Here is a 17,455-nt window from a genome sequence, read left to right on the forward strand (position 1 = left end):
GAGCGCAGTCGAAACCATCGCCGAGCCACACCATCAGCCTCAGTAGGCTGAACTGCATGACGTCTTCGCCGTGGTCCTGCATCCTCTGGGACGTGGACGGGACGGTGGCGGATGCGTCGGCCGGCATCCTGCCGCGCATCACCGAGGTGCTCACCGCGGTGGGGCGCACGGCCCCTCCCGCCGAGGAGCTGCGCCACTGGATCGGCCCGCCGATGCTGGAGTCGTTCCAGCGGCGTGCCCTGCTCTCGCCCGAGGATGCGATGGCCGCCGTCGCCGCGTACCGCGAGCTGGCGTCGCGCGACGGCTATGCGAGCTCCGTCGCCCTGTACCCCGGCATCGCCGACCTCATCCGCGAGGTGCACGCCGCCGGCATCCCCCAGGCGACGGCGAGCACAAAGCCGCAGAACCAGGTCGAGGCGATCCTGCGGCACTACGAGCTCGCCGATGCGTTCACGGCGATCGTCGGCGCCCGCGCCGAGGCCGACGTGCTCGACACGAAGACGGATGTGCTCGGCCGCGCCCTCGAGGGCCTCGCCGCGGCGGGGATCGACACGTCGCGGCCGGTGCTGATCGGCGACCGTCACCACGACATCGACGGCGGCGCCGATCTCGGCGTGCCGGTCATCTTCAACCGGTGGGGCTTCGGCACCCCGGGCGAGGAGGACGGCGCCGTCGCTGTGGTCGACGACCCGGCGCAGCTGCGCCGTCTGCTGCTCACGGAAGCCTGAGCCGCGCGTGGACGTCACGGAGATCGAGCCGCTCGGGTGGATCATCCCGGCGCTCGTCGTCTTCGGGTCGGCCGCGGTCCTCGCCGTCGTCGTCGTGCTCGCGGTGCGCTACGCCCGCCGGGGGCCCGGCGCGCGCCGCCGCGCGGCCGCTTCCGTCGAGAGGGCCGGCGTCGCCCTGGTGCGCCTCGACGACGCGATCGACGAGCTCGAGCTCGAGGTCGGCCTCTCCGGGGCGCTGTACGGCGGTGGCGCGCCCGCATCGCTGCGCCGGGCGCGGATGACGGCGCAGCACACGCGCGACGAGGCGTTCGCGACGTATCGGGATCTGACGGATCCGGATGCGCCCCCGGCGGTCGTCGACCGTGCCGCGCGTGAGCTGCTCCGCCGCATCGAGCGCGCCTCGCGCACGATCGACACCGCCCGCGCCGAGCACCGCGCGTGGATCGACCAGCACGTCACGGCGGCCGAGCAGATCGACGCCGCCGAGCGCCGCCTCGCCGAGCTGCGGGCGCGCATGGGAGACCCGGGCGCGCTGCTGCGCGAGCTCGACCAGGGCGCCGACCGCAGCGAGTGGGGCGAGGCCGAGCGCGCCGCCGAGGCCGCGCGCTCCGCGGTCGCGCTGGCCGAGCAGCACCTCGCCGCGGCGCGGGCCGGGGCGCAGGATCCCTCGCGGTCGGCCCTGGAGGACCTGGCGGCGGCCGAGCGGGCGCTGCGCCGCGCCGACGCCGAATCGCGCGCGCTCGAGGAGACGCATCGCCTTGTCACGCAGGCGGGGCTCGCCGTCGGCGACGAGATCGCGGCCGCGCGTGCGGCGATCCGCTCGGCGACCGGCATCCGCGCGGCGCTCCCGCCCGACGAGGCGGAGGTGCTCGGCGATGAGATCCGCTGGGCGAGCGGCGAGCTTGCGCGCATCGAGCCCACCGCCGCGCGCCGGCCGGTCTCGGCGAACGAGGCCATCGCCCGGGTGCGCGAGCGCCTGGACGCCGCTCTCGCCGATGCCCACACCGCGCAGCAGCGCCTCCGAGGTGCGCGCAGCGCGCTGCCGGGGACCCTCGCCGCGGCACGCAGCGCGGTCGGCCGTGCGGAGGCGGCGCTCCCCGATCGCGCCGCGGGGCTCGAGGCGCGGGTGCGGCTCGACACCGCACGGCAGGAGCTCGCCGACGCGCGTCAGATGTCCGATCCGGTCGAGGCGCTGGACGCGGCGCGCCGCGCCATCCGTCACGCGGAGGACGCCAAGGCGCTCGCCGACTACGGCCGGCTCACGCGCGACTGACGGGGAATCATCCCCCGGACACGAACAAGGGCCCGATGCCGAAGCACCGGACCCTGGCTGCCAGCCGCGTGAACGCGGAGGCGGAGATATCGGGGATCAGATGGGGCGGATGTTCTCCGCCTGCAGGCCCTTGGGGCCCTGCGCGATCTCGAACTCCACGCGCTGGTTCTCTTCCAGCGAGCGGTATCCGGATGCCTCGATCGCGGTGTAGTGAGCGAAGACGTCAGAGCCGCCCTCGTCGGGAGAGATGAAGCCGAAGCCCTTCTCCGAGTTGAACCACTTGACGGTGCCCTGCGTAGCCATTTACTGCCGTTCTTCTTGATTGAAACCGGCGCGAGAATCGTGCCGACGCTCACCACGGTAACGGAGTCGCCTGCGAACGGCTAGGGAAGATCCGATTAAGACGCAACAGATGGCCCACTCGGTGGGAACGCGGGCGGATCCACAGCCTCGCGAGCCGCAAAAGGAGCGGCCCTCACCGAAGGGGGGATTCAGTGAGGGCCGGACGACCATTTGGGGGGCGTCTCGGAAAGATTACCCGAAGAATCGGCAGCTTGTCCCCCATTCGGAGGACAACTGGGATCACTTGATCAGGGAACGCGACCACTCGATCACCGGGAACGACGAAGGCCCCGGATCTGGGATCCGGGGCCTTCGTGTCGCTGGTGCGCGAGGGGGGAGTTGAACCCCCACGCCCTTTCGGGCACTGGCACCTGAAGCCAGCGCGTCTGCCTATTCCGCCACTCGCGCGAGAACGGATCGCTCCGGACTCAACTTCCCAAGACTAACATGCCCCCGCGACAGGCGCGAAACGAGCGCGGCTCTCCCGGCGAGCGCACATCCGGTGTCGCGGGCGCGCATCCGGGCGGCGAGAACGCCTCCCTCGGGATAGGCGTTCACCGGATGGATGCGCCCCCGCGCCGCCGCGCATCCAGGCCCTGTAAGTCGCGCCGACCGGCACCGTCCAGCCTTGCTGGCTACGATGTGCCTACCGGTCGGCCGGACTGAGGAGACCCGTGGGACTACTGGACAGCTTCGAGCAAGGCCTCGAGCGCGCCGTGAACCGCGCGTTCGCGAAGACCTTCCGCAGCGGCATTCAGCCCGTCGAGATCGCCTCCGCCCTGCGCCGCGAGCTCGACACGAAGGCCGCCGTGGTCGCACGCGACCGCATCCTCGTCCCGAACGAGCTGGTCGTGCGGCTGAGCCCCGCCGACGAGGAGCGGATGCGCTCGCTCGGCGGCGCCCTCATCACCGAGCTCGACACGATGCTGCGCGGCCACGCGTCGGCGCAGGGCTACAGCCTCGCCGGCCCCCTGCGCATCGCGCTGCGCGCCGACGAGTCGATCACGACCGGCACGGTGGACGTCGACTCCTCCACGGCGGAGGGGCGCGTCGAGTGGCGCGCGGTCGTCGACGTCGGCGGCCGGCGGTACCCGCTGTCGAAGGCGCGCACGATCCTCGGCCGCGGCAGCGACGCCGACATCACGGTGGACGACCCCGGCACGAGCCGCGCCCACGTCGAGATCCTCTGGGACGGCGAGCGCGCGATGGTGCGCGACCTCGGATCGACCAACGGATCCAAGCTGGATGGCCGACCCGTCACGCAGTCGGGCCTGAACGACGGCCAGACCGTCACGATCGGCCGCACCGACATCGTGTTCCACGTCGTGCCGCTCGCGGCCCCGCAGACGCGGCCGTCGCGCGACGACCGCACGACCTCGACCCGGATCATGCCGCAGAACGGGGACTGGTCGTGACCGAACTGAGCTCGCTGACGCTGCTGATCCTGCAGGTCGGCTTCCTGCTGCTGATGTGGCTGTTTGTGTTCGCGGTCGTCTTCGCCCTGCGCTCCGACGTGTTCGGCGTGCGCGTGCGCCGGATGCCGGATGCCGCCTCGGGCCGCGCGCCCGCGAAGTCCGCGCCGGCCAAGCCCGCGGCCGCCCCTCGCCCGGCTCCCGCGCCGAGCGCCGCCCCGGCCGGTCCCGCGACGACGGCCACGGCCTCGCGCATCGTCATCACCACCGGCCCGAAGGCGGGCCTCGAGCTTCCCCTCGGCACCGACCCGCTGACCATCGGCCGGTCGAGCGAGGCGGGCCTCGTCATCCGCGACGACTACACGTCGAGCCAGCACGCGCGCCTCGTGCTGTGGGGCGAGCAGTGGATGCTGCAGGATCTCGAGTCGACGAACGGCACCTTCCACGGCGGTGAGCGCGTGTCGCCCAACTCGCCCGTCCCGGTGCAGACGTCGACCCCGATCAAGGTCGGCGCCACGACCTTCGAGCTGCGGAAGTAAGCGCCCCCGGGATGTTCGTGGGCTCGAGTGCCGCCATCTCCCATACGGGGAAGGTGCGGTCGAACAACCAGGACTCGGGCTATGCCGGCTCGAACCTGTTCGTCGTCGCCGACGGCATGGGCGGCCACGCGGGCGGTGACGTCGCCTCGAGCGTCGCGGTCAACACGCTCCAGGGGCTCGACCACATCTACGCCTCCCCCGAGGAGGCCGAGGTCACGCTGCGCGAGACCATCGCGTCCACCGCGGGCGACCTCATCCATCTCGTCGCCCGCCGACCCGAGCTCGCGGGTCTCGGCACGACCGTCAGCGCGATCGCGATGGTCGACGAGTACGCGGTCATCGCCCACATCGGCGACTCGCGCATCTATCTCTGGCGCGACGAGGCGCTCACCCAGATCACGACGGATCACACGTTCGTGCAGCGCCTCGTCGACTCCGGCCGCATCACGCCCGAGGAGGCGAGGTTCCATCCGCGCCGCTCGGTGCTGATGCGCGTGCTCGGCGACATGGATCCGGATCCCGAGATCGACACGTTCATCATGCCGACGCGGCCGGGTGATCGCTGGCTGCTGTGCTCGGACGGCCTCAGCGGCGTGGTCGACGAGGCCCACATCCAGAAGGCGCTGCGCCTGGGCCTTCCCCCGGGGCGCACCGCCGACATGCTGCTGAAGTACGCGCTCGACGGCGGGGCTCCCGACAACGTCACGATCGTGCTCGTCGACGTGGGCGGGCAGCATCCGCTCGTCAGCGGCACCGCGACCATCGTCGGGTCGGCCTCCAACCCGCAGGGCGTCAAGGTTCCCGCGGTCACCGGCCGTCCCCTGCTCCCCACGAGCTGGCTGCATCCGGGACGCCAGGCGGCGAACGAGCCGACGCACTTCGAACCGGAGCCCGAGTATCTCGAGGAGCTGATCGAGGAGGATCGCCGGCGCGCGCGTCGCCGGCGCATCGGTTTCGTCGCGTTCCTGGTGCTGATCGCCGCGGTGATCATCACGGGCTTCGCGCTCTTCTACTCCTGGACCCAGACGCGCTACTACGTGGGGGCCGACGACGACTCCGTCGTGATCTACCAGGGAATCCAGCAGTCGATCGGCCCGATCCAGCTCTCCTCGGCGCACGAGGACACCGGGATCCTGCTCGCCGACCTGTCGCAGTACCAGCGGGCGCGCGTCGAGTTCACGATCAGCGCCCGCTCGCTCGCCGACGCCGAGGCCATCGCCGACCGCCTGCGCGACTCGGTCGTCGAGGAGCCGGAGCCGGAGCCCGAGCCCGAGCCGACGCCGACGCCCACGCAGAAGCCGACCCCGTCCGGCACGCCGACCCCGGGAGGTGAAGGATGACCGGAGTCGCCGCCGACACCACGGTCCTGAAGGCGCTCCGCAAGGTGCGCCAGCCGCAGCCGCAGCGCAACCGCGAGCTGCTGCTGCTGCTGTTCGCCATCGCCCTGAGCCTCGGCGCCACGGCCCTCTCGCAGCTGGGTGAGCTCGGCCGCATCGACTCGGGCGTGCTGATCGCCGAGGGAGTGCTCGCGGCGCTCGTGCTCGCTCTGCACGTGGTGCTGCGCCTGCGGGCGCCGCAGGCGGATCCGTTCGTCGTGCCGATCGCGACGCTCCTGACGGGCCTCGGCATCGCCATGATCTACCGGCTCGGCATCTCGGGCTCCGAGCTCGTGGATCCGAACGCCGCGAACAAGCAGCTCATCTACGCCGGCGTCTCGATCCTCGCCGCCGGGGCGCTCGTCTGGGCCCTCGGCAACTACCGCATCCTGTTCCGCTACACGTACGTGTTCGGCTTCACGGGAATCGTTCTGCTCATCCTGCCGTTCGTGCCGTTCATCAACGGCGGCGGCAACGCGACCGTGTGGATCGAGATCGGCGGCGTGAACTTCCAGCCCGGTGAGATCGCGAAGATCTGCCTGGCAATCTTCTTCGCCGGCTACCTCGTGCGCACGCGCGAGAGCCTCACCTCCACGGGGCGCCGCATCCTGGGCTTCACGTTCCCCCGGGCGCGCGAGTTCGGCCCCCTGCTGGTGATCTGGCTCGTGTCGATGGTGATCATCGTCGCGCAGCGCGACCTCGGCACCGGTCTGCTGATCTTCGGGATGTTCGTCGCGACACTCTACGTGGCCACGGGCAAGACCGGGTGGGTGCTGATCGGCGTCCTCCTCGCCGTTGGCGGAGCGGTCGCGGCGTCCTACGTCCTTCCGTACGTCCGCGGCCGGTTCGACGCGTGGCTCGGCGCGTTCGATCCCGCGCTGTACGAGGCGGAGGGCGGCAGCTACCAGCTCGTCAACGGCATCTTCGGCCTCGCCCACGGCGGATTGCTCGGCACGGGTCTGGGCCTCGGCCGCCCGTATCTGACGCCGGTGTCGCAGAGCGACTACATCATCCCGAGCCTCGGCGAGGAGCTCGGCCTCACGGGCCTGTTCGCCATCCTGTGCCTCTATCTCGTGTTCGTCGCGCGCGGGCTGCGGATCGGCGTCGCCGGGCAGGACGACTTCGGCAAGCTGCTCGCGGTGGCGCTGTCGTTCACCCTCGCGCTGCAGGTGTTCATCATGGTGGGCGGCGTGACGCGGCTCATCCCGCTGACGGGCCTCACGACGCCCTTCCTCGCCGCGGGCGGATCGTCGCTGCTGGCGAACTGGCTCATCGTGGCGGTCATCCTGCGCATCAGCGACGCGGTCCGCCAGCAGCCGAGGGCGGTGATCGGATGAGTCCCTTCTCAGAAGCGGCTCTCGCGTCTTCGGGCGCCGCTCCGCTCGCAGGCCACAGCACCAGGGAGGTGACCACCGCATGACGAAGGAACTGCGCAGGCTGAGCATCATCGTGCTGGTGATGTTCCTGGCCCTGTTCGGGTCGACAAGCACGATCCAGGTGCTGCAGGCGAACGCGCTCGCCGACGAGCAGAACAACCGGCGCACGCTGTTCGACAGCTTCGAGACGCAGCGCGGCGCGATCATCGCCGGCGGCCGGGAGATCGCCAACTCGGTGCCGAGCGACGACCTGTACGTGTGGCAGCGACAGTATGCCGACTCGGCCATGTGGGCCCACACGACCGGCTTCCTGAACCCCTCGCTCGGCTCGGTCACCGGCATCGAGCAGCTCATGGGCCAGGAGCTCGCCGGCACCGCCGGCTCGGCCTTCTTCTCCCGCATCGACCAGATCGTGACCGGCCAGCCGCCCCGCGGCTCGAGCGTGCTACTGACTCTCGACCCCGAGATCCAGAAGGCGGCGTACGACGCGCTGGGCGGCCTCACCGGCGCCGTGGTCGCGATCGAGCCGGACACCGGCCGGATCATCGCGATGGTCTCGACGCCGGGGTACGACGCGAACTCCCTCGCCCAGCACGACCCCGAGGGAACGGATGCGGCATACAGGGCGCTGGAGGAGGACCCGGCCCAGCCCCTGCAGAACCGCGCGATCGCGGGCGACGTCAACCCTCCCGGCTCGACGTTCAAGCTCGTCGTGGCCGCCGCGGCGTTCGAGTCGGGCGACTACGACGCCGACTCGGAGCTGCCGAACCCGCGGACCTACAAGCTCCCGCAGTCGCAGAACACCGTGCACAACGCCAGCGGCACGACCTGCGGCCCGGGCGAGACCACCACGATCGCCACCGCGATCCGGCTGAGCTGCAACGTGCCGCTCGCCGAGCTCGCGGTCGAGCTCGGCGCCGACCGGATCCGCGAGACGGCGGAGAAGTTCGGCTTCAACCAGGAGATCGCCATCCCGCTGCGCGCCGCGACCTCCACGTACCCGACGAGCATCACGGACGATGCGCAGACCGCGCTCAGCGGCTTCGGCCAGGGCAGGGTGCAGGCGACGCCGCTGCAGATCGCCATGGTCTCGGCGGGTATCGCGAACGGCGGCACGGTCATGAATCCGTACCTCGTCGACGAGGTCGTCGGGGCGGATCTGTCGCCGCAGCAGTCGTTCTCGCCCTCGCCGTTCGGCGACGCGATCGACCAGGACACGGCGGATCTCATCAGGGACGCGATGGTCTCGAGCGTCCAGGATGGCGCGGCGACGGGTGCAAGAATAGACGGAGTCGACGTGGCCGGGAAGACGGGCACCGCGGAGATGGGCGGGGAGAACCCGTACACCCTGTGGTTCACCGGATTCGCGCCGGCTGACGACCCCGAGATCGCGGTGGCCGTTCTTGTGGAAGACGGCGGCGGACAGGGTCAGTCGGGCAGCGGCAACACGATCGCGGCGCCGATCGCGAAGAAGGTCATGGAGGCGGTGCTGAGCAGATGAGGCCGACACAAGGTGTGTCCTTCGGTGGGCGCTACGAGCTGAACTCGCGGATCGCGATCGGCGGGATGGGCGAGGTCTGGGAAGCGACCGATCACGTCATCGGCCGCACCGTCGCCATCAAGATCCTCAAAGACGAGTACATGGGCGACCCCGGGTTCCTCGAGCGCTTCCGCGCCGAGGCGCGTCACGCCGCCCTCGTCAACCACGAGGGCATCGCGAGCGTCTTCGACTACGGCGAGGAGAACGGATCCGCGTTCCTCGTGATGGAGCTCGTGCCGGGCGAGGCGCTGTCGACGGTGCTCGAGCGCGAGACGCGGCTTCCCCCCGAGCGGACGCTCGACATCGTCGCGCAGACCGCGTCGGCACTGCAGGCCGCGCACGCCGCGGGCCTCGTCCACCGCGACATCAAGCCGGGAAACCTGCTGATCACGCCCGACGGCCGCGTGAAGATCACCGACTTCGGCATCGCCCGCATCGCCGACCAGGTCCCGCTGACGGCGACCGGCCAGGTGATGGGAACCGTGCAGTACCTGTCGCCCGAGCAGGCCTCCGGTCATCCTGCGTCGCCGGCCACCGACATCTACTCGCTCGGCATCGTCGCGTACGAGTCGCTCGCCGGCCGTCGTCCGTTCACGGGCGAGTCGCAGGTCGCGATCGCGATGGCGCAGATCAACGAGCAGCCCCCGCCGCTGCCCGACGACATCCCCGAGCCCGTGCGCAACCTCGTGCTCGCGATGATCGCCAAGAAGCAGGAGGACCGCCCCGCCTCGGCGGCCGTCGTCGCGCGCGCGTCCAACGCGCTGCGCCGCGGAGATGTGGCGGCCGCGGCGGCCGCGGTGCCGGCGATCGCCGCCGGTGCGGCCCTCACCCGCGGCGGCGACGACGCGTTCACGCAGCTGCTCTCGCCCGGCGACGACAGCACGACCCGCATGATGCCGCGCACCACGCCGGTGCCGGTCGGAGGCGAGCCGTTCCCCGACGAGCAGCGCCCCCAGCGCAAGCGCAGCCCCTGGACCTGGCCGCTGGTCGCCCTGATCGCGCTGCTGCTCGTTGTGCTCGGCGGCACGATCTGGGCGCTGTTCGGCGAGGGCCTGCTCGGCGGGACCGCCGAGTCGCCCACGCCGAGCGCCGAGCGCACCGAGCCGTCCACCACGCCGCAGAACACACCGACCGAGACGCCCGACGCCGACCGGATCAACATCGATGACCTGGGCCTCGTCGGCAAGTCGTGCGAGGAGGCGCTCGCGACGCTGCCCGCCGAGGGTGAGTTCACCTGGACCTGCGAGCCCGGCACCGTGATGGCGGCCGATTTCACGCAGGAGGGTCTGATCTACGAGGTGAGCCCGCGCGGGTTCGCCCCCGTCGGTGCGGCCCTCAACGCGCTCACGTACGCGCCGATCACCGAGATCGCCGCCCCGGAGGCGCCGTCCTTCGCCGTGACCGAGGCGCAGCCCGACGAGGAGATCACCGTCAACTGGACGGCGTACAGCTGCCTCCCGGGCAGCACGCTCTCGGGCTACACGGTCACCCTCGAGAACGCCACGTTCTCGGGAACCGACGCGGTCACATGGGACTTCGGCGCGGGCACCACCACCTCGCAGGTGCGCGCGACGGGCGAGCCCGGCACCGACATCACGGCCACGGTCGTGGCGACCTGCGCCGTCGACGGCGGCGAGCCGCGCACGACGCCGGACTCGCAGGCGTCCGCCCCCGTGACGATCGCCTCCTCCGACGAGCAGGCCGACGCCGACGCCCAGGGCAACGGCACGCAGGGCAACGGCGCCGACGGAACCACCGAGGCAGACGCCGACACCTCTGCCGACGGCTCCGGGACCGGGGAGTGACGCGGCGCCGCGCCACTCAGTACAACGCAGCATGTCTGATCTGGGGGGATCGATGACGGACGATGAGGGCACCGCGGTGCAGCTCGACCGCGACGCGCGCGTCCTCGCCGGCCGTTACCGCGTCGGCGAGCTGATCGGGCGCGGCGGGATGGCCAGCGTCTATCGCGGCTACGACCAGACCCTCGGACGCGACGTCGCGATCAAGATCCTCAAGCGCGATCTGGCGAGCGACAGTGCCTTCCGCACGCGGTTCCGCCTCGAGGCCCAGGCCGCGTCGCGCATGGCGAACCAGGCGATCGTCCGCGTGTTCGATGCGGGCGAGGACATCGCCGCCGACGTGAACGGCGAGCGCCCCATCCCGTTCATCATCATGGAGCTCGTCCACGGCACCCTGCTGAAGGAGATCGTCGCGCGGGGTCCCGTGGCGCCGGCGGATGCCGCCCGCTACGTCGACGGCATCCTCGAGGCGCTCGAGTACTCGCACCGCGCCGGTGTCGTCCACCGCGACATCAAGCCGGGCAACGTGATGATCACCCCCTCGGGGCAGGTGAAGGTGATGGACTTCGGCATCGCCCGCGCGGTGTCCGACAGCTCGTCGACCGTGGCCGAGACCACGACCATCCTCGGCACCGCGGCGTACTTCTCGCCCGAGCAGGCGAAGGGCGACCCCGTCGACGCGCGCGCCGACGTGTACTCGACCGGCGTCGTGCTGTACGAGCTGCTCACGGGACGTCCGCCCTTCCGCGGCGACTCCCCCGTCGCCGTCGCCTACCAGCACGTCAGCGAGACGCCGACCACGCCGTCCCAGGTGAACCCCGAGTCCCCGAAGGCGTTCGACCCGGTCGTGCTGCGCGCGCTCGCGAAGGATCCGTTCCAGCGGTTCCCGGATGCGGCGTCGTTCCGCGAGGCGCTGGATGCCGCCTCCGACGGCAAGGCGCCCTCCAAGCGCGAGCTGGGAGCGCTGACGAACGAGCTGTACGGGCCGAACCCGCGCCAAGCGGCCGAGACCGCGCGGTCCCTCCGGCAGCTGTCCACCGACAACACGATGACCCGCACCCAGTCGGGGCCGCCCGTCGCATGGATCTGGGCCGGCATCGCGCTGCTCGCGGTGCTCGTCGCGTCCGTGCTGTTCTGGGTCGTGACGATGCGGCCACTCAGCGAAGTGCCCGCGAGTGCGCGGGTCGTCCCCGACGTCACGGGCACCACGCTCGAGCGCGCGACCGAGGATCTCGCGGCGGTCGACCTGCTCGCCGTCCCCGAGATGACGCCCAGCGACACCGTCAAGGAGGGGGTGGTCATCGGCACCGAGCCCGAGGCCGACGCGTCGGTCTCGCCCGGCACCGAGGTCACCGTGCTCGTCTCGGAAGGGCCGCGGACGTCGGTGGTGCCCGCGCTCACGAGCCTGTCGGAGCAGGATGCGCGCCAGCGGATCGAGGCGGCAGGGCTCGAGATGGGCACGATCATCTCGGAGAACGACCCGGCGCTCGCGGCCGGCACCGTGATCTCCGCGGAGGTCGACGGCGACGAGGTGACCGAGGGCGACGAGGTCGCCGAAGGAGCCACGGTCAACCTGACGGTGGCCTCCGGCCGCGTGACGATCATCGACTACCGCAAGAACACGGCGATCGACTTCGCGAAGGGCGAGCTCGAGGCGCTGGGGCTCACGGTGAAGGTCACGGAGGATCCCGACTGCCCTGCCACCGACAGCCAGATCGTCAACTCGCAGTCCGCCTACGGCGACGTGCCGGTGCATTCGACCGTCGAGCTGACCTACTGCACGGGCGAGGCCGTCGACGGGCAGTGACCCGGCGCCGACACGGGGTCGCCCGCTACGAGACGGTGACCTCGTCGGGCACGAACGTCATCGCGATCCACGGATAGACGTAGACGAACAGGCCGTAGAGCACCGCCGCGAGCAGCACAAGCAGGATGAGCACCCGCACCCACCAGGGTCCGGGAAGCAGGCGCCAGAGGGCGGCGTACATCAGATCAGCTCCTCCGTCAGGGCGCTCGGCGTCTCGCCGGTGGTGCGCGGCAGGAACGAGTCGAACACGCCGTAGCCGACGATGCGCTCGGTCATCGCGAAGCGTGGCGAGCAGCTCGTCAGGGTGATGTACCGCTCCCCCTTCGGCACCTCGGGCGCCTGCGGCACGTCGGCCAGCACGTCGTAGGCGTCCGGGGTCACGTACTCGAGGGTGCGGAAGCGGTAGGTGTACCACCCGGCCTCCGTCTCGACGACGATCGCGTCGCCGATCCGGAGGTTCTGCAGGTTCGCAAACGGCGCCCCGAACGTGGTGCGGTGCGCGGCGAGGCCGAAGTTGCCCACCTCGCCCGGCAGCTCGGTGTCGAGGTAGTGACCGATCCACGCGTTGTCCAGGGTGCGTGCGCGGGTGACGCCGCCCGCGATCGTGAAGTGGTAGTCGTCCCCCCACCGCGGCACGTGCAGCGTCGCGAACGGAACGGCGTCCTCGGTCTTCGGCACCGGGGCGGGCTCGTACCATCCGTCGGTCGGCTCGGGAGCGGGCGTCGTGACCTGCACCTGCGCCCACTCCTGGCTCAGCTCGTCGGCCTCGGCCTGTGCGGTGGCGCCGTAGAGGACGTCGCCGATCCAGATCTGCCAGAGCACGTAGAGCAGGATGACCGCGCCCAGCGTGACGAGGATCTCGCCCAGGACGCTCGCAAAGGTCGCCCGGCTGCGGGAGCGCCGCCGGGTACGCCGGGTCTGCGCGATGGCCGTCACATTCTGAGCTTAACCGGCCGGGTAAGATGTCCCCATGGCCCGATCCGAGAAGCCCGCCCGCCGCAACGGCGACGACGAGCTCGTCGACCGTCCCCACGTCGACGCCGCCCCGAACCCCGTCTGGTTCAAGCCCGTGATGGTGGGCTTCATGCTGGTGGGTCTGGTCTGGATCCTCGTCTTCTACCTCTCGGGAATGCAGTTCCCGATCCCGGGCATCGGTCCCTGGAACCTGATGGTCGGCTTCGGGATCGCGTTCATCGGCTTCCTGATGACAACCCGGTGGCGATAGCCGCACCGCGAACCACAAGAAGCGCCCGACGATGTCGTCGGGCGCTTCTTCGTTGTGGGATGCCGTGACAGGAATTACATGCGTGTGATTCATCCCCAGCGGGGGATAACCCTGTGGATAACTCCGCTCAGAACCCGTAGATCAGCGGCGGCACGGCAAGCAGCGCCAGCAGTCCCGCCACGACGACGCCGAGCAGGATGAGCTGGCGCCGCGACTGGTCCTGTCGGCGGGTCGTGCTGAACACCCACCCGACGAGGAGACCCGCGACGACGCCGCCCACGTGCGCCTGCCACGAGATGCCGCTGCCGAAGGCGAAGCCGACGACGAGGTTGATGCCGAGCAGGATCAGGATGCCCGTCACGTTGCCGCCGAGGCTGCGGCCGATCACCAGAAGCGCGCCGAGCATGCCGAACAGGGCGCTGGACGCGCCGACCACCGGCGTGCCGAACGAGAGCAGCGCCACGGCCACCGATCCGCCGAGTCCGGAGATCAGGTACAGCGCGAGATAGCGCCACGTGCCGAGCATCGGCTCGAGCAGGCGCCCGAGCATCCACAGCGACAGCAGATTCAGCGCGATGTGCAGGGGGCCGTCGTGCGCGAGCAGCGGCGTGACCAGGCGCCACACCTCGAACCCGCCGAGCTGCGGATAGACGTAGGGCGCGTAGAACAGCAGCCAGGACTGCAGGCTGAACCCGGCGAAACCGAGAAGCAGGTCGAGCAGGAAGGCACCGGCGGTGATCGCGAGGATCCAGTTGGTGACGGGCGCGGCGCCCGCCATCACCGCCGTGCGGCCGCCGCCGCGACCCCACCGGCGCTGCGCGCGCTTCTGCGCGGGGGTCCGGGACTTCTGCTGGTCGCGCAGGCACTCGGGGCAGATGACCCCGACGGCTGCCTGCGTCTGGCACTCCGGGCAGATGGTGCGATGGCAGCGCTGGCACAGCGCGAAGCTCATCCGGTCGGGGTGCCGGTAGCAGTAGTTCTCGGGATTGCGCGAGAAATCGGTGGTGGTCACGACGGTGGCGGCGCCAGCGCGATCGAGGAGGACGCGGTCGTCAGACCGCGGCGATCTCGACCGACTGCAGGACGACGGGCTCGACCGGACGGTCCTGGGCGCCGGTCGGCACCTGCGCGATCGCGTCCACGACGGCCTTCGACGCGTCGTCGGCGACCTCGCCGAAGATCGTGTGCTTGCCCATCAGCCACGGAGTCGGGTCGGTCGTGATGAAGAACTGCGAGCCGTTCGTGCCGCTCAGCTTGCCCGTGATGGCGTTGGGGCGCTTGCCGGCGTTGGCCATGGCGAGCTTGTAGGGCTCGTTGAAGTCGAGCTCGGGGCTGATCTCGTCGTCGAACGTGTAGCCGGGGCCGCCGACGCCCTGACCGAGCGGGTCGCCGCCCTGGATCATGAAGCCGGGGATGATGCGGTGGAAGATGACGTCCTTGTAGAGCGGGCCCTCGCCCGGCTTGCCGGTGGCGGGGTCGGTCCACGATCCGGACCCGTCGGCGAGGCCGACGAAGTTCTGGACGGTCTTCGGGGCGTGGTCGCCGAAGAGGTTGACGACGATGTCGCCGTGGTTGGTGTGCAGCGTGGCGACGGCAGTGTGCTGAGGCATGGCCTCATTCTCTCAGAGCCCGGCGCCTCGCCGCCCGTGCCGAGCGGACCCATAGCCGATGCACGGTTGTCAAGAGTGCGGCAAGCCCCTGCCACTGACCGGGCGATCTGGCAGGATTGGAGCAACACGACATCCCAGCGACAGGGAGGGCACCCAACATGAGCCTCAGCAAGAAGCGCAAGAAGGAACTCCGCAAGCTGCAGGAGTCTGCCGCTCACCTCTGGGAGGCGCAGCAGGTCGTCCTCGCGGGGGCGGGGGGCGTCGCCCGCGAAGCGGGTCGCCAGCTCGGCCACTTCAACCGCGAGCAGGTCGCGCCGCGCGTTGACGCGAAGTACCACCAGTACCTCGAGCCGGTCGTCGACCGCGTCTCGCCCTACGTCGACTCGAGCCGCAAGGCCTCGAAGCAGTTCATCGACAAGAGCCTGGTGCCGGCCGTCGGCGGCGTCGTCGGCAAGGCGCTCTCGGCGGTGGACGCCGCCAACGAGGCGCGCATCAAGCTCGCACGCAAGCGCGCCGGGCTCCCGATCGTGGAGCCGAAGAAGAAGTCCAGCGCCGGCCCGATCATCGCGCTGGTGCTCGGCATCGCCGCGGCCGGTGCGGTGCTGTACGCCGCGTGGCAGACGCTGCGGGCCGACGACGAGCTGTGGGTCGCGGACGACCCGCTGGCCTCGCCCGACGCGTGACCGACGCGACGTCAGATCCCACCTCCCGGGTACGGGAAGCAGCGGCGGCTCGCGGCCTCGACATCGAGGTCCGCGAGTCGCCTCGTGCGTCCTCCCTCGAGGAGGCGGCGGCACTCCGCGGGATCACCCCCGCCGACATCGTGAAGACCCTGGTCGTGAAGGGCCGCGGCGACGACGGCTACCTGTTCGCGCTGATCCCCGGCGACCGCTCCATCTCGTGGCCGAAGCTGCGCGCCCTCGTCGGGGTGAACAAGCTGCGGCTGCCCGAGCCCGAGCTTGCCCTGCAGGCGACGGGCTACGAACGCGGGACGATCACGCCGCTCGGCAGCACAAACGACTGGCCCGTCTACGCCGACGAGCGGATCGCCGGACGTCGCGTCTCGATGGGCGCCGGCGCCCACGGCTTCTCGCTGTCGGTCGACGCCGACGCGCTCATCGCGGCCTACGCCGCGACCGTCGCCGACATCTCGGAGCCGGTGGAGACCATCCGGCGCTGACCGGGCTTGCGGCCCCCGCGCTTCGACTGGTCTTCCGCGGGTTCACTGGTCTCGGCGAGACCAGTGAACCCGCGGAGTACCAGTCAGCGGAGGATGGTCGCCAGACGCTGGACCGCGAACTCGTAGCCCTGCACGCCTGCCCCGACGATGACGCAGCTCGCGACATCCGACAGGTACGAGTGGTGCCGGAAGGGCTCGCGCGCGTGCACGTTGGAGATGTGCACCTCGGCGAACGGCAGCGCCACCCCGGTCAGCGCATCGCGCAGCGCGACCGACGTATGGGTGAAGGCGCCCGGGTTGATGATGATGCCGTCGCAATCCGCCTTCGCCTCGTGGATCACGTCGATCAGCGCGCCCTCGTGGTTGCTCTGGAACGCGCGAAGGTCGAAGCCCGCGGCCTTCGCCGCCGCGGAGGAACGCGCGAAGACGTCATCGAGGGTCTCCGATCCGTAGACCTCCGGCTCGCGGGTGCCGAGCAGGTTGAGGTTCGGCCCGTTGACGAGCAGTAGACGGTTGTACACGTCGCTCCTTCAGTTCTCGATGCCGGCCATGCGCAGCGCGGTGTCGACGAGTGCGACCCGCTCGATCCCCCGCACCTTGGCGAGCGGGATCCACTCGGCCATGTCGCTGGATCCGTCGACCTCGTGGGTCAGCGTGCCGCCCGTGATCGTGGCGCGGTAGACGATTCGGATCGCGTGAAGCGGTCCCGACGCGTCCTTCGCCAGGCGCTTGCGCGCGGGGATCACGTGCGAGTCGACCCCGAGCAGACCGTCGAGGCGCACCTCGTACCCGCTCTCCTCCCAGACCTCGCGACGCGCGGCGTCCGCCGGGTCCTCGCCCGGATCGATCCCGCCGCCCGGCAGCGACCACGCGGGAGAGCGCCCCTCGATCCAGCGCGTCAGCAGCACCCGATCGTCGTCGTCGACGATGACGCAGTAGGCGGCGACGCGCATGTCCATGGGGTCAGCCTAGCGACGCGGGTCGAGAGCCCGTCGGGCGCGGCGATCCTGATCCGCACGACGGAAGGGCCGCTCCCGACGGGAGCGGCCCTTCGGTGTCGAGACGGGGGCCTTACTTGAAGGCGTCCTTGACGTTCTCGCCAGCCTGCTTCAGCTTGGCGCCCGTCTGGTCCGCCTGCCCCTCGCCCTCGAGGCGCTCGTTGTCGGTCGCCTTGCCGGCGCCCTCCTTGGCCTTTCCGGACAGGTCCTGGGCAGCGTTCTTCATCTTGTCGTCGAGTCCCATGTG

The 17,455-nt window shown here is 70.7% G+C and carries 20 protein-coding genes and 1 tRNA gene; 12 read left to right on the top strand and 9 right to left on the bottom strand.

The window, feature by feature from the left end; translation table 11 throughout:
• The first annotated feature begins 56 nt into the window (after nucleotides 1–56).
• A complete protein-coding gene (locus tag ABD161_RS00840) occupies nucleotides 57–728 on the top strand; it encodes an HAD hydrolase-like protein (protein WP_343998787.1) in 672 nt (223 codons plus the stop codon).
• Nucleotides 729–735: 7 nt separating this feature from the next.
• A complete protein-coding gene (locus tag ABD161_RS00845; RefSeq protein WP_343998789.1) occupies nucleotides 736–2,001 on the top strand; it encodes a hypothetical protein in 1,266 nt (421 codons plus the stop codon).
• A 96-nt stretch (nucleotides 2,002–2,097) separates the two neighbouring features.
• Here ABD161_RS00845 and ABD161_RS00850 read toward each other — a convergent pair whose 3' ends face one another.
• Nucleotides 2,098–2,304 carry a cold-shock protein gene (locus ABD161_RS00850; protein ID WP_135114861.1) on the bottom strand — a complete coding sequence of 69 codons (207 nt, stop codon included), beginning with the start codon at nucleotides 2,302–2,304 and terminating at the stop codon, nucleotides 2,098–2,100.
• 360 nt (nucleotides 2,305–2,664) lie between these two features.
• Nucleotides 2,665–2,751 (bottom strand) — tRNA-Leu (locus tag ABD161_RS00855).
• A gap of 266 nt (nucleotides 2,752–3,017) precedes the next feature.
• Here ABD161_RS00855 and ABD161_RS00860 point away from each other — a divergent pair.
• The 7 genes from ABD161_RS00860 (at nucleotide 3,018) to pknB (ending at nucleotide 12,195) form a co-directional block, all read left to right on the top strand.
• Nucleotides 3,018–3,758, top strand: a complete 741-nt coding sequence (locus tag ABD161_RS00860) for an FHA domain-containing protein (RefSeq protein ID WP_135114863.1) — start codon at nucleotides 3,018–3,020, stop codon at nucleotides 3,756–3,758.
• Nucleotides 3,759–3,763: 5 nt separating this feature from the next.
• Nucleotides 3,764–4,294, top strand: coding sequence for an FHA domain-containing protein FhaB/FipA (locus ABD161_RS00865; RefSeq protein ID WP_343999110.1), 531 nt, complete (start codon nucleotides 3,764–3,766; stop codon nucleotides 4,292–4,294).
• A gap of 11 nt (nucleotides 4,295–4,305) precedes the next feature.
• A complete protein-coding gene (locus ABD161_RS00870; RefSeq protein WP_343998793.1) occupies nucleotides 4,306–5,634 on the top strand; it encodes a PP2C family protein-serine/threonine phosphatase in 1,329 nt (442 codons plus the stop codon).
• Nucleotides 5,631–7,007, top strand: a complete 1,377-nt coding sequence (locus ABD161_RS00875; RefSeq protein WP_343998795.1) for an FtsW/RodA/SpoVE family cell cycle protein — start codon at nucleotides 5,631–5,633, stop codon at nucleotides 7,005–7,007. Before ABD161_RS00870 ends, ABD161_RS00875 begins: the two co-directional genes overlap by 4 nt.
• A 79-nt stretch (nucleotides 7,008–7,086) precedes the next feature.
• Nucleotides 7,087–8,547: a peptidoglycan D,D-transpeptidase FtsI family protein gene (locus ABD161_RS00880; RefSeq protein WP_343998797.1), complete on the top strand. Its 1,461-nt coding sequence runs from the start codon at nucleotides 7,087–7,089 to the stop codon at nucleotides 8,545–8,547.
• A complete protein-coding gene (locus ABD161_RS00885) occupies nucleotides 8,544–10,391 on the top strand; it encodes a serine/threonine-protein kinase (RefSeq protein WP_343998799.1) in 1,848 nt (615 codons plus the stop codon). Before ABD161_RS00880 ends, ABD161_RS00885 begins: the two co-directional genes overlap by 4 nt.
• 52 nt (nucleotides 10,392–10,443) lie before the next feature.
• A complete protein-coding gene (gene pknB / locus ABD161_RS00890) occupies nucleotides 10,444–12,195 on the top strand; it encodes a Stk1 family PASTA domain-containing Ser/Thr kinase (protein ID WP_343998801.1) in 1,752 nt (583 codons plus the stop codon).
• A 25-nt stretch (nucleotides 12,196–12,220) separates the two neighbouring features.
• Here the strand turns inward: pknB and ABD161_RS00895 are convergent, their stop codons facing one another.
• Both ABD161_RS00895 and ABD161_RS00900 read right to left on the bottom strand, forming a co-directional pair.
• Nucleotides 12,221–12,376 carry a hypothetical protein gene (locus ABD161_RS00895; RefSeq protein WP_167760765.1) on the bottom strand — a complete coding sequence of 52 codons (156 nt, stop codon included), beginning with the start codon at nucleotides 12,374–12,376 and terminating at the stop codon, nucleotides 12,221–12,223.
• Nucleotides 12,376–13,131: a class E sortase gene (locus ABD161_RS00900; RefSeq protein WP_343998804.1), complete on the bottom strand. Its 756-nt coding sequence runs from the start codon at nucleotides 13,129–13,131 to the stop codon at nucleotides 12,376–12,378. The genes ABD161_RS00895 and ABD161_RS00900 overlap by 1 nt, the downstream gene beginning before the upstream one ends.
• 34 nt (nucleotides 13,132–13,165) lie before the next feature.
• Between ABD161_RS00900 and ABD161_RS00905 the strand changes: the two genes are divergently transcribed.
• Nucleotides 13,166–13,420: a cell division protein CrgA gene (locus ABD161_RS00905; protein ID WP_343998806.1), complete on the top strand. Its 255-nt coding sequence runs from the start codon at nucleotides 13,166–13,168 to the stop codon at nucleotides 13,418–13,420.
• A gap of 127 nt (nucleotides 13,421–13,547) precedes the next feature.
• Here the strand turns inward: ABD161_RS00905 and ABD161_RS00910 are convergent, their stop codons facing one another.
• Nucleotides 13,548–14,432, bottom strand: a complete 885-nt coding sequence (locus ABD161_RS00910; RefSeq protein ID WP_343998808.1) for a rhomboid family intramembrane serine protease — start codon at nucleotides 14,430–14,432, stop codon at nucleotides 13,548–13,550.
• Between the two features lie 40 nt (nucleotides 14,433–14,472).
• Entirely contained in the window at nucleotides 14,473–15,030 is a 558-nt protein-coding gene (locus ABD161_RS00915; RefSeq protein WP_343998810.1) for a peptidylprolyl isomerase, read from the bottom strand.
• Between the two features lie 158 nt (nucleotides 15,031–15,188).
• On the opposite strand from ABD161_RS00915, the gene ABD161_RS00920 reads away from it, so the two are divergent.
• Together ABD161_RS00920 and ABD161_RS00925 are read left to right on the top strand one after the other, a co-directional pair.
• A complete protein-coding gene (locus tag ABD161_RS00920) occupies nucleotides 15,189–15,713 on the top strand; it encodes a DNA helicase (protein ID WP_343998812.1) in 525 nt (174 codons plus the stop codon).
• Entirely contained in the window at nucleotides 15,710–16,210 is a 501-nt protein-coding gene (locus ABD161_RS00925; protein ID WP_343998814.1) for an aminoacyl-tRNA deacylase, read from the top strand. Before ABD161_RS00920 ends, ABD161_RS00925 begins: the two co-directional genes overlap by 4 nt.
• A gap of 83 nt (nucleotides 16,211–16,293) precedes the next feature.
• On the opposite strand, the gene aroQ is transcribed toward ABD161_RS00925, so the two are convergent.
• The 3 genes from aroQ to ABD161_RS00940 all read right to left on the bottom strand — a co-directional run bounded on the left by aroQ (nucleotide 16,294) and on the right by ABD161_RS00940 (nucleotide 17,452).
• A complete protein-coding gene (gene aroQ, locus ABD161_RS00930; RefSeq protein ID WP_343998816.1) occupies nucleotides 16,294–16,731 on the bottom strand; it encodes a type II 3-dehydroquinate dehydratase in 438 nt (145 codons plus the stop codon).
• Between the two features lie 9 nt (nucleotides 16,732–16,740).
• Nucleotides 16,741–17,169: an NUDIX hydrolase gene (locus ABD161_RS00935; protein ID WP_135114876.1), complete on the bottom strand. Its 429-nt coding sequence runs from the start codon at nucleotides 17,167–17,169 to the stop codon at nucleotides 16,741–16,743.
• A 112-nt stretch (nucleotides 17,170–17,281) separates the two neighbouring features.
• On the bottom strand, nucleotides 17,282–17,452 hold the full coding sequence (locus tag ABD161_RS00940) for a CsbD family protein (RefSeq protein WP_135114879.1): 171 nt from the start codon (nucleotides 17,450–17,452) through the stop codon (nucleotides 17,282–17,284).
• Nucleotides 17,453–17,455 lie beyond the last annotated feature (3 nt).

Source organism: Microbacterium paludicola (assembly GCF_039529675.1).
In the GTDB taxonomy this organism is placed as follows: domain Bacteria; phylum Actinomycetota; class Actinomycetes; order Actinomycetales; family Microbacteriaceae; genus Microbacterium; species Microbacterium paludicola.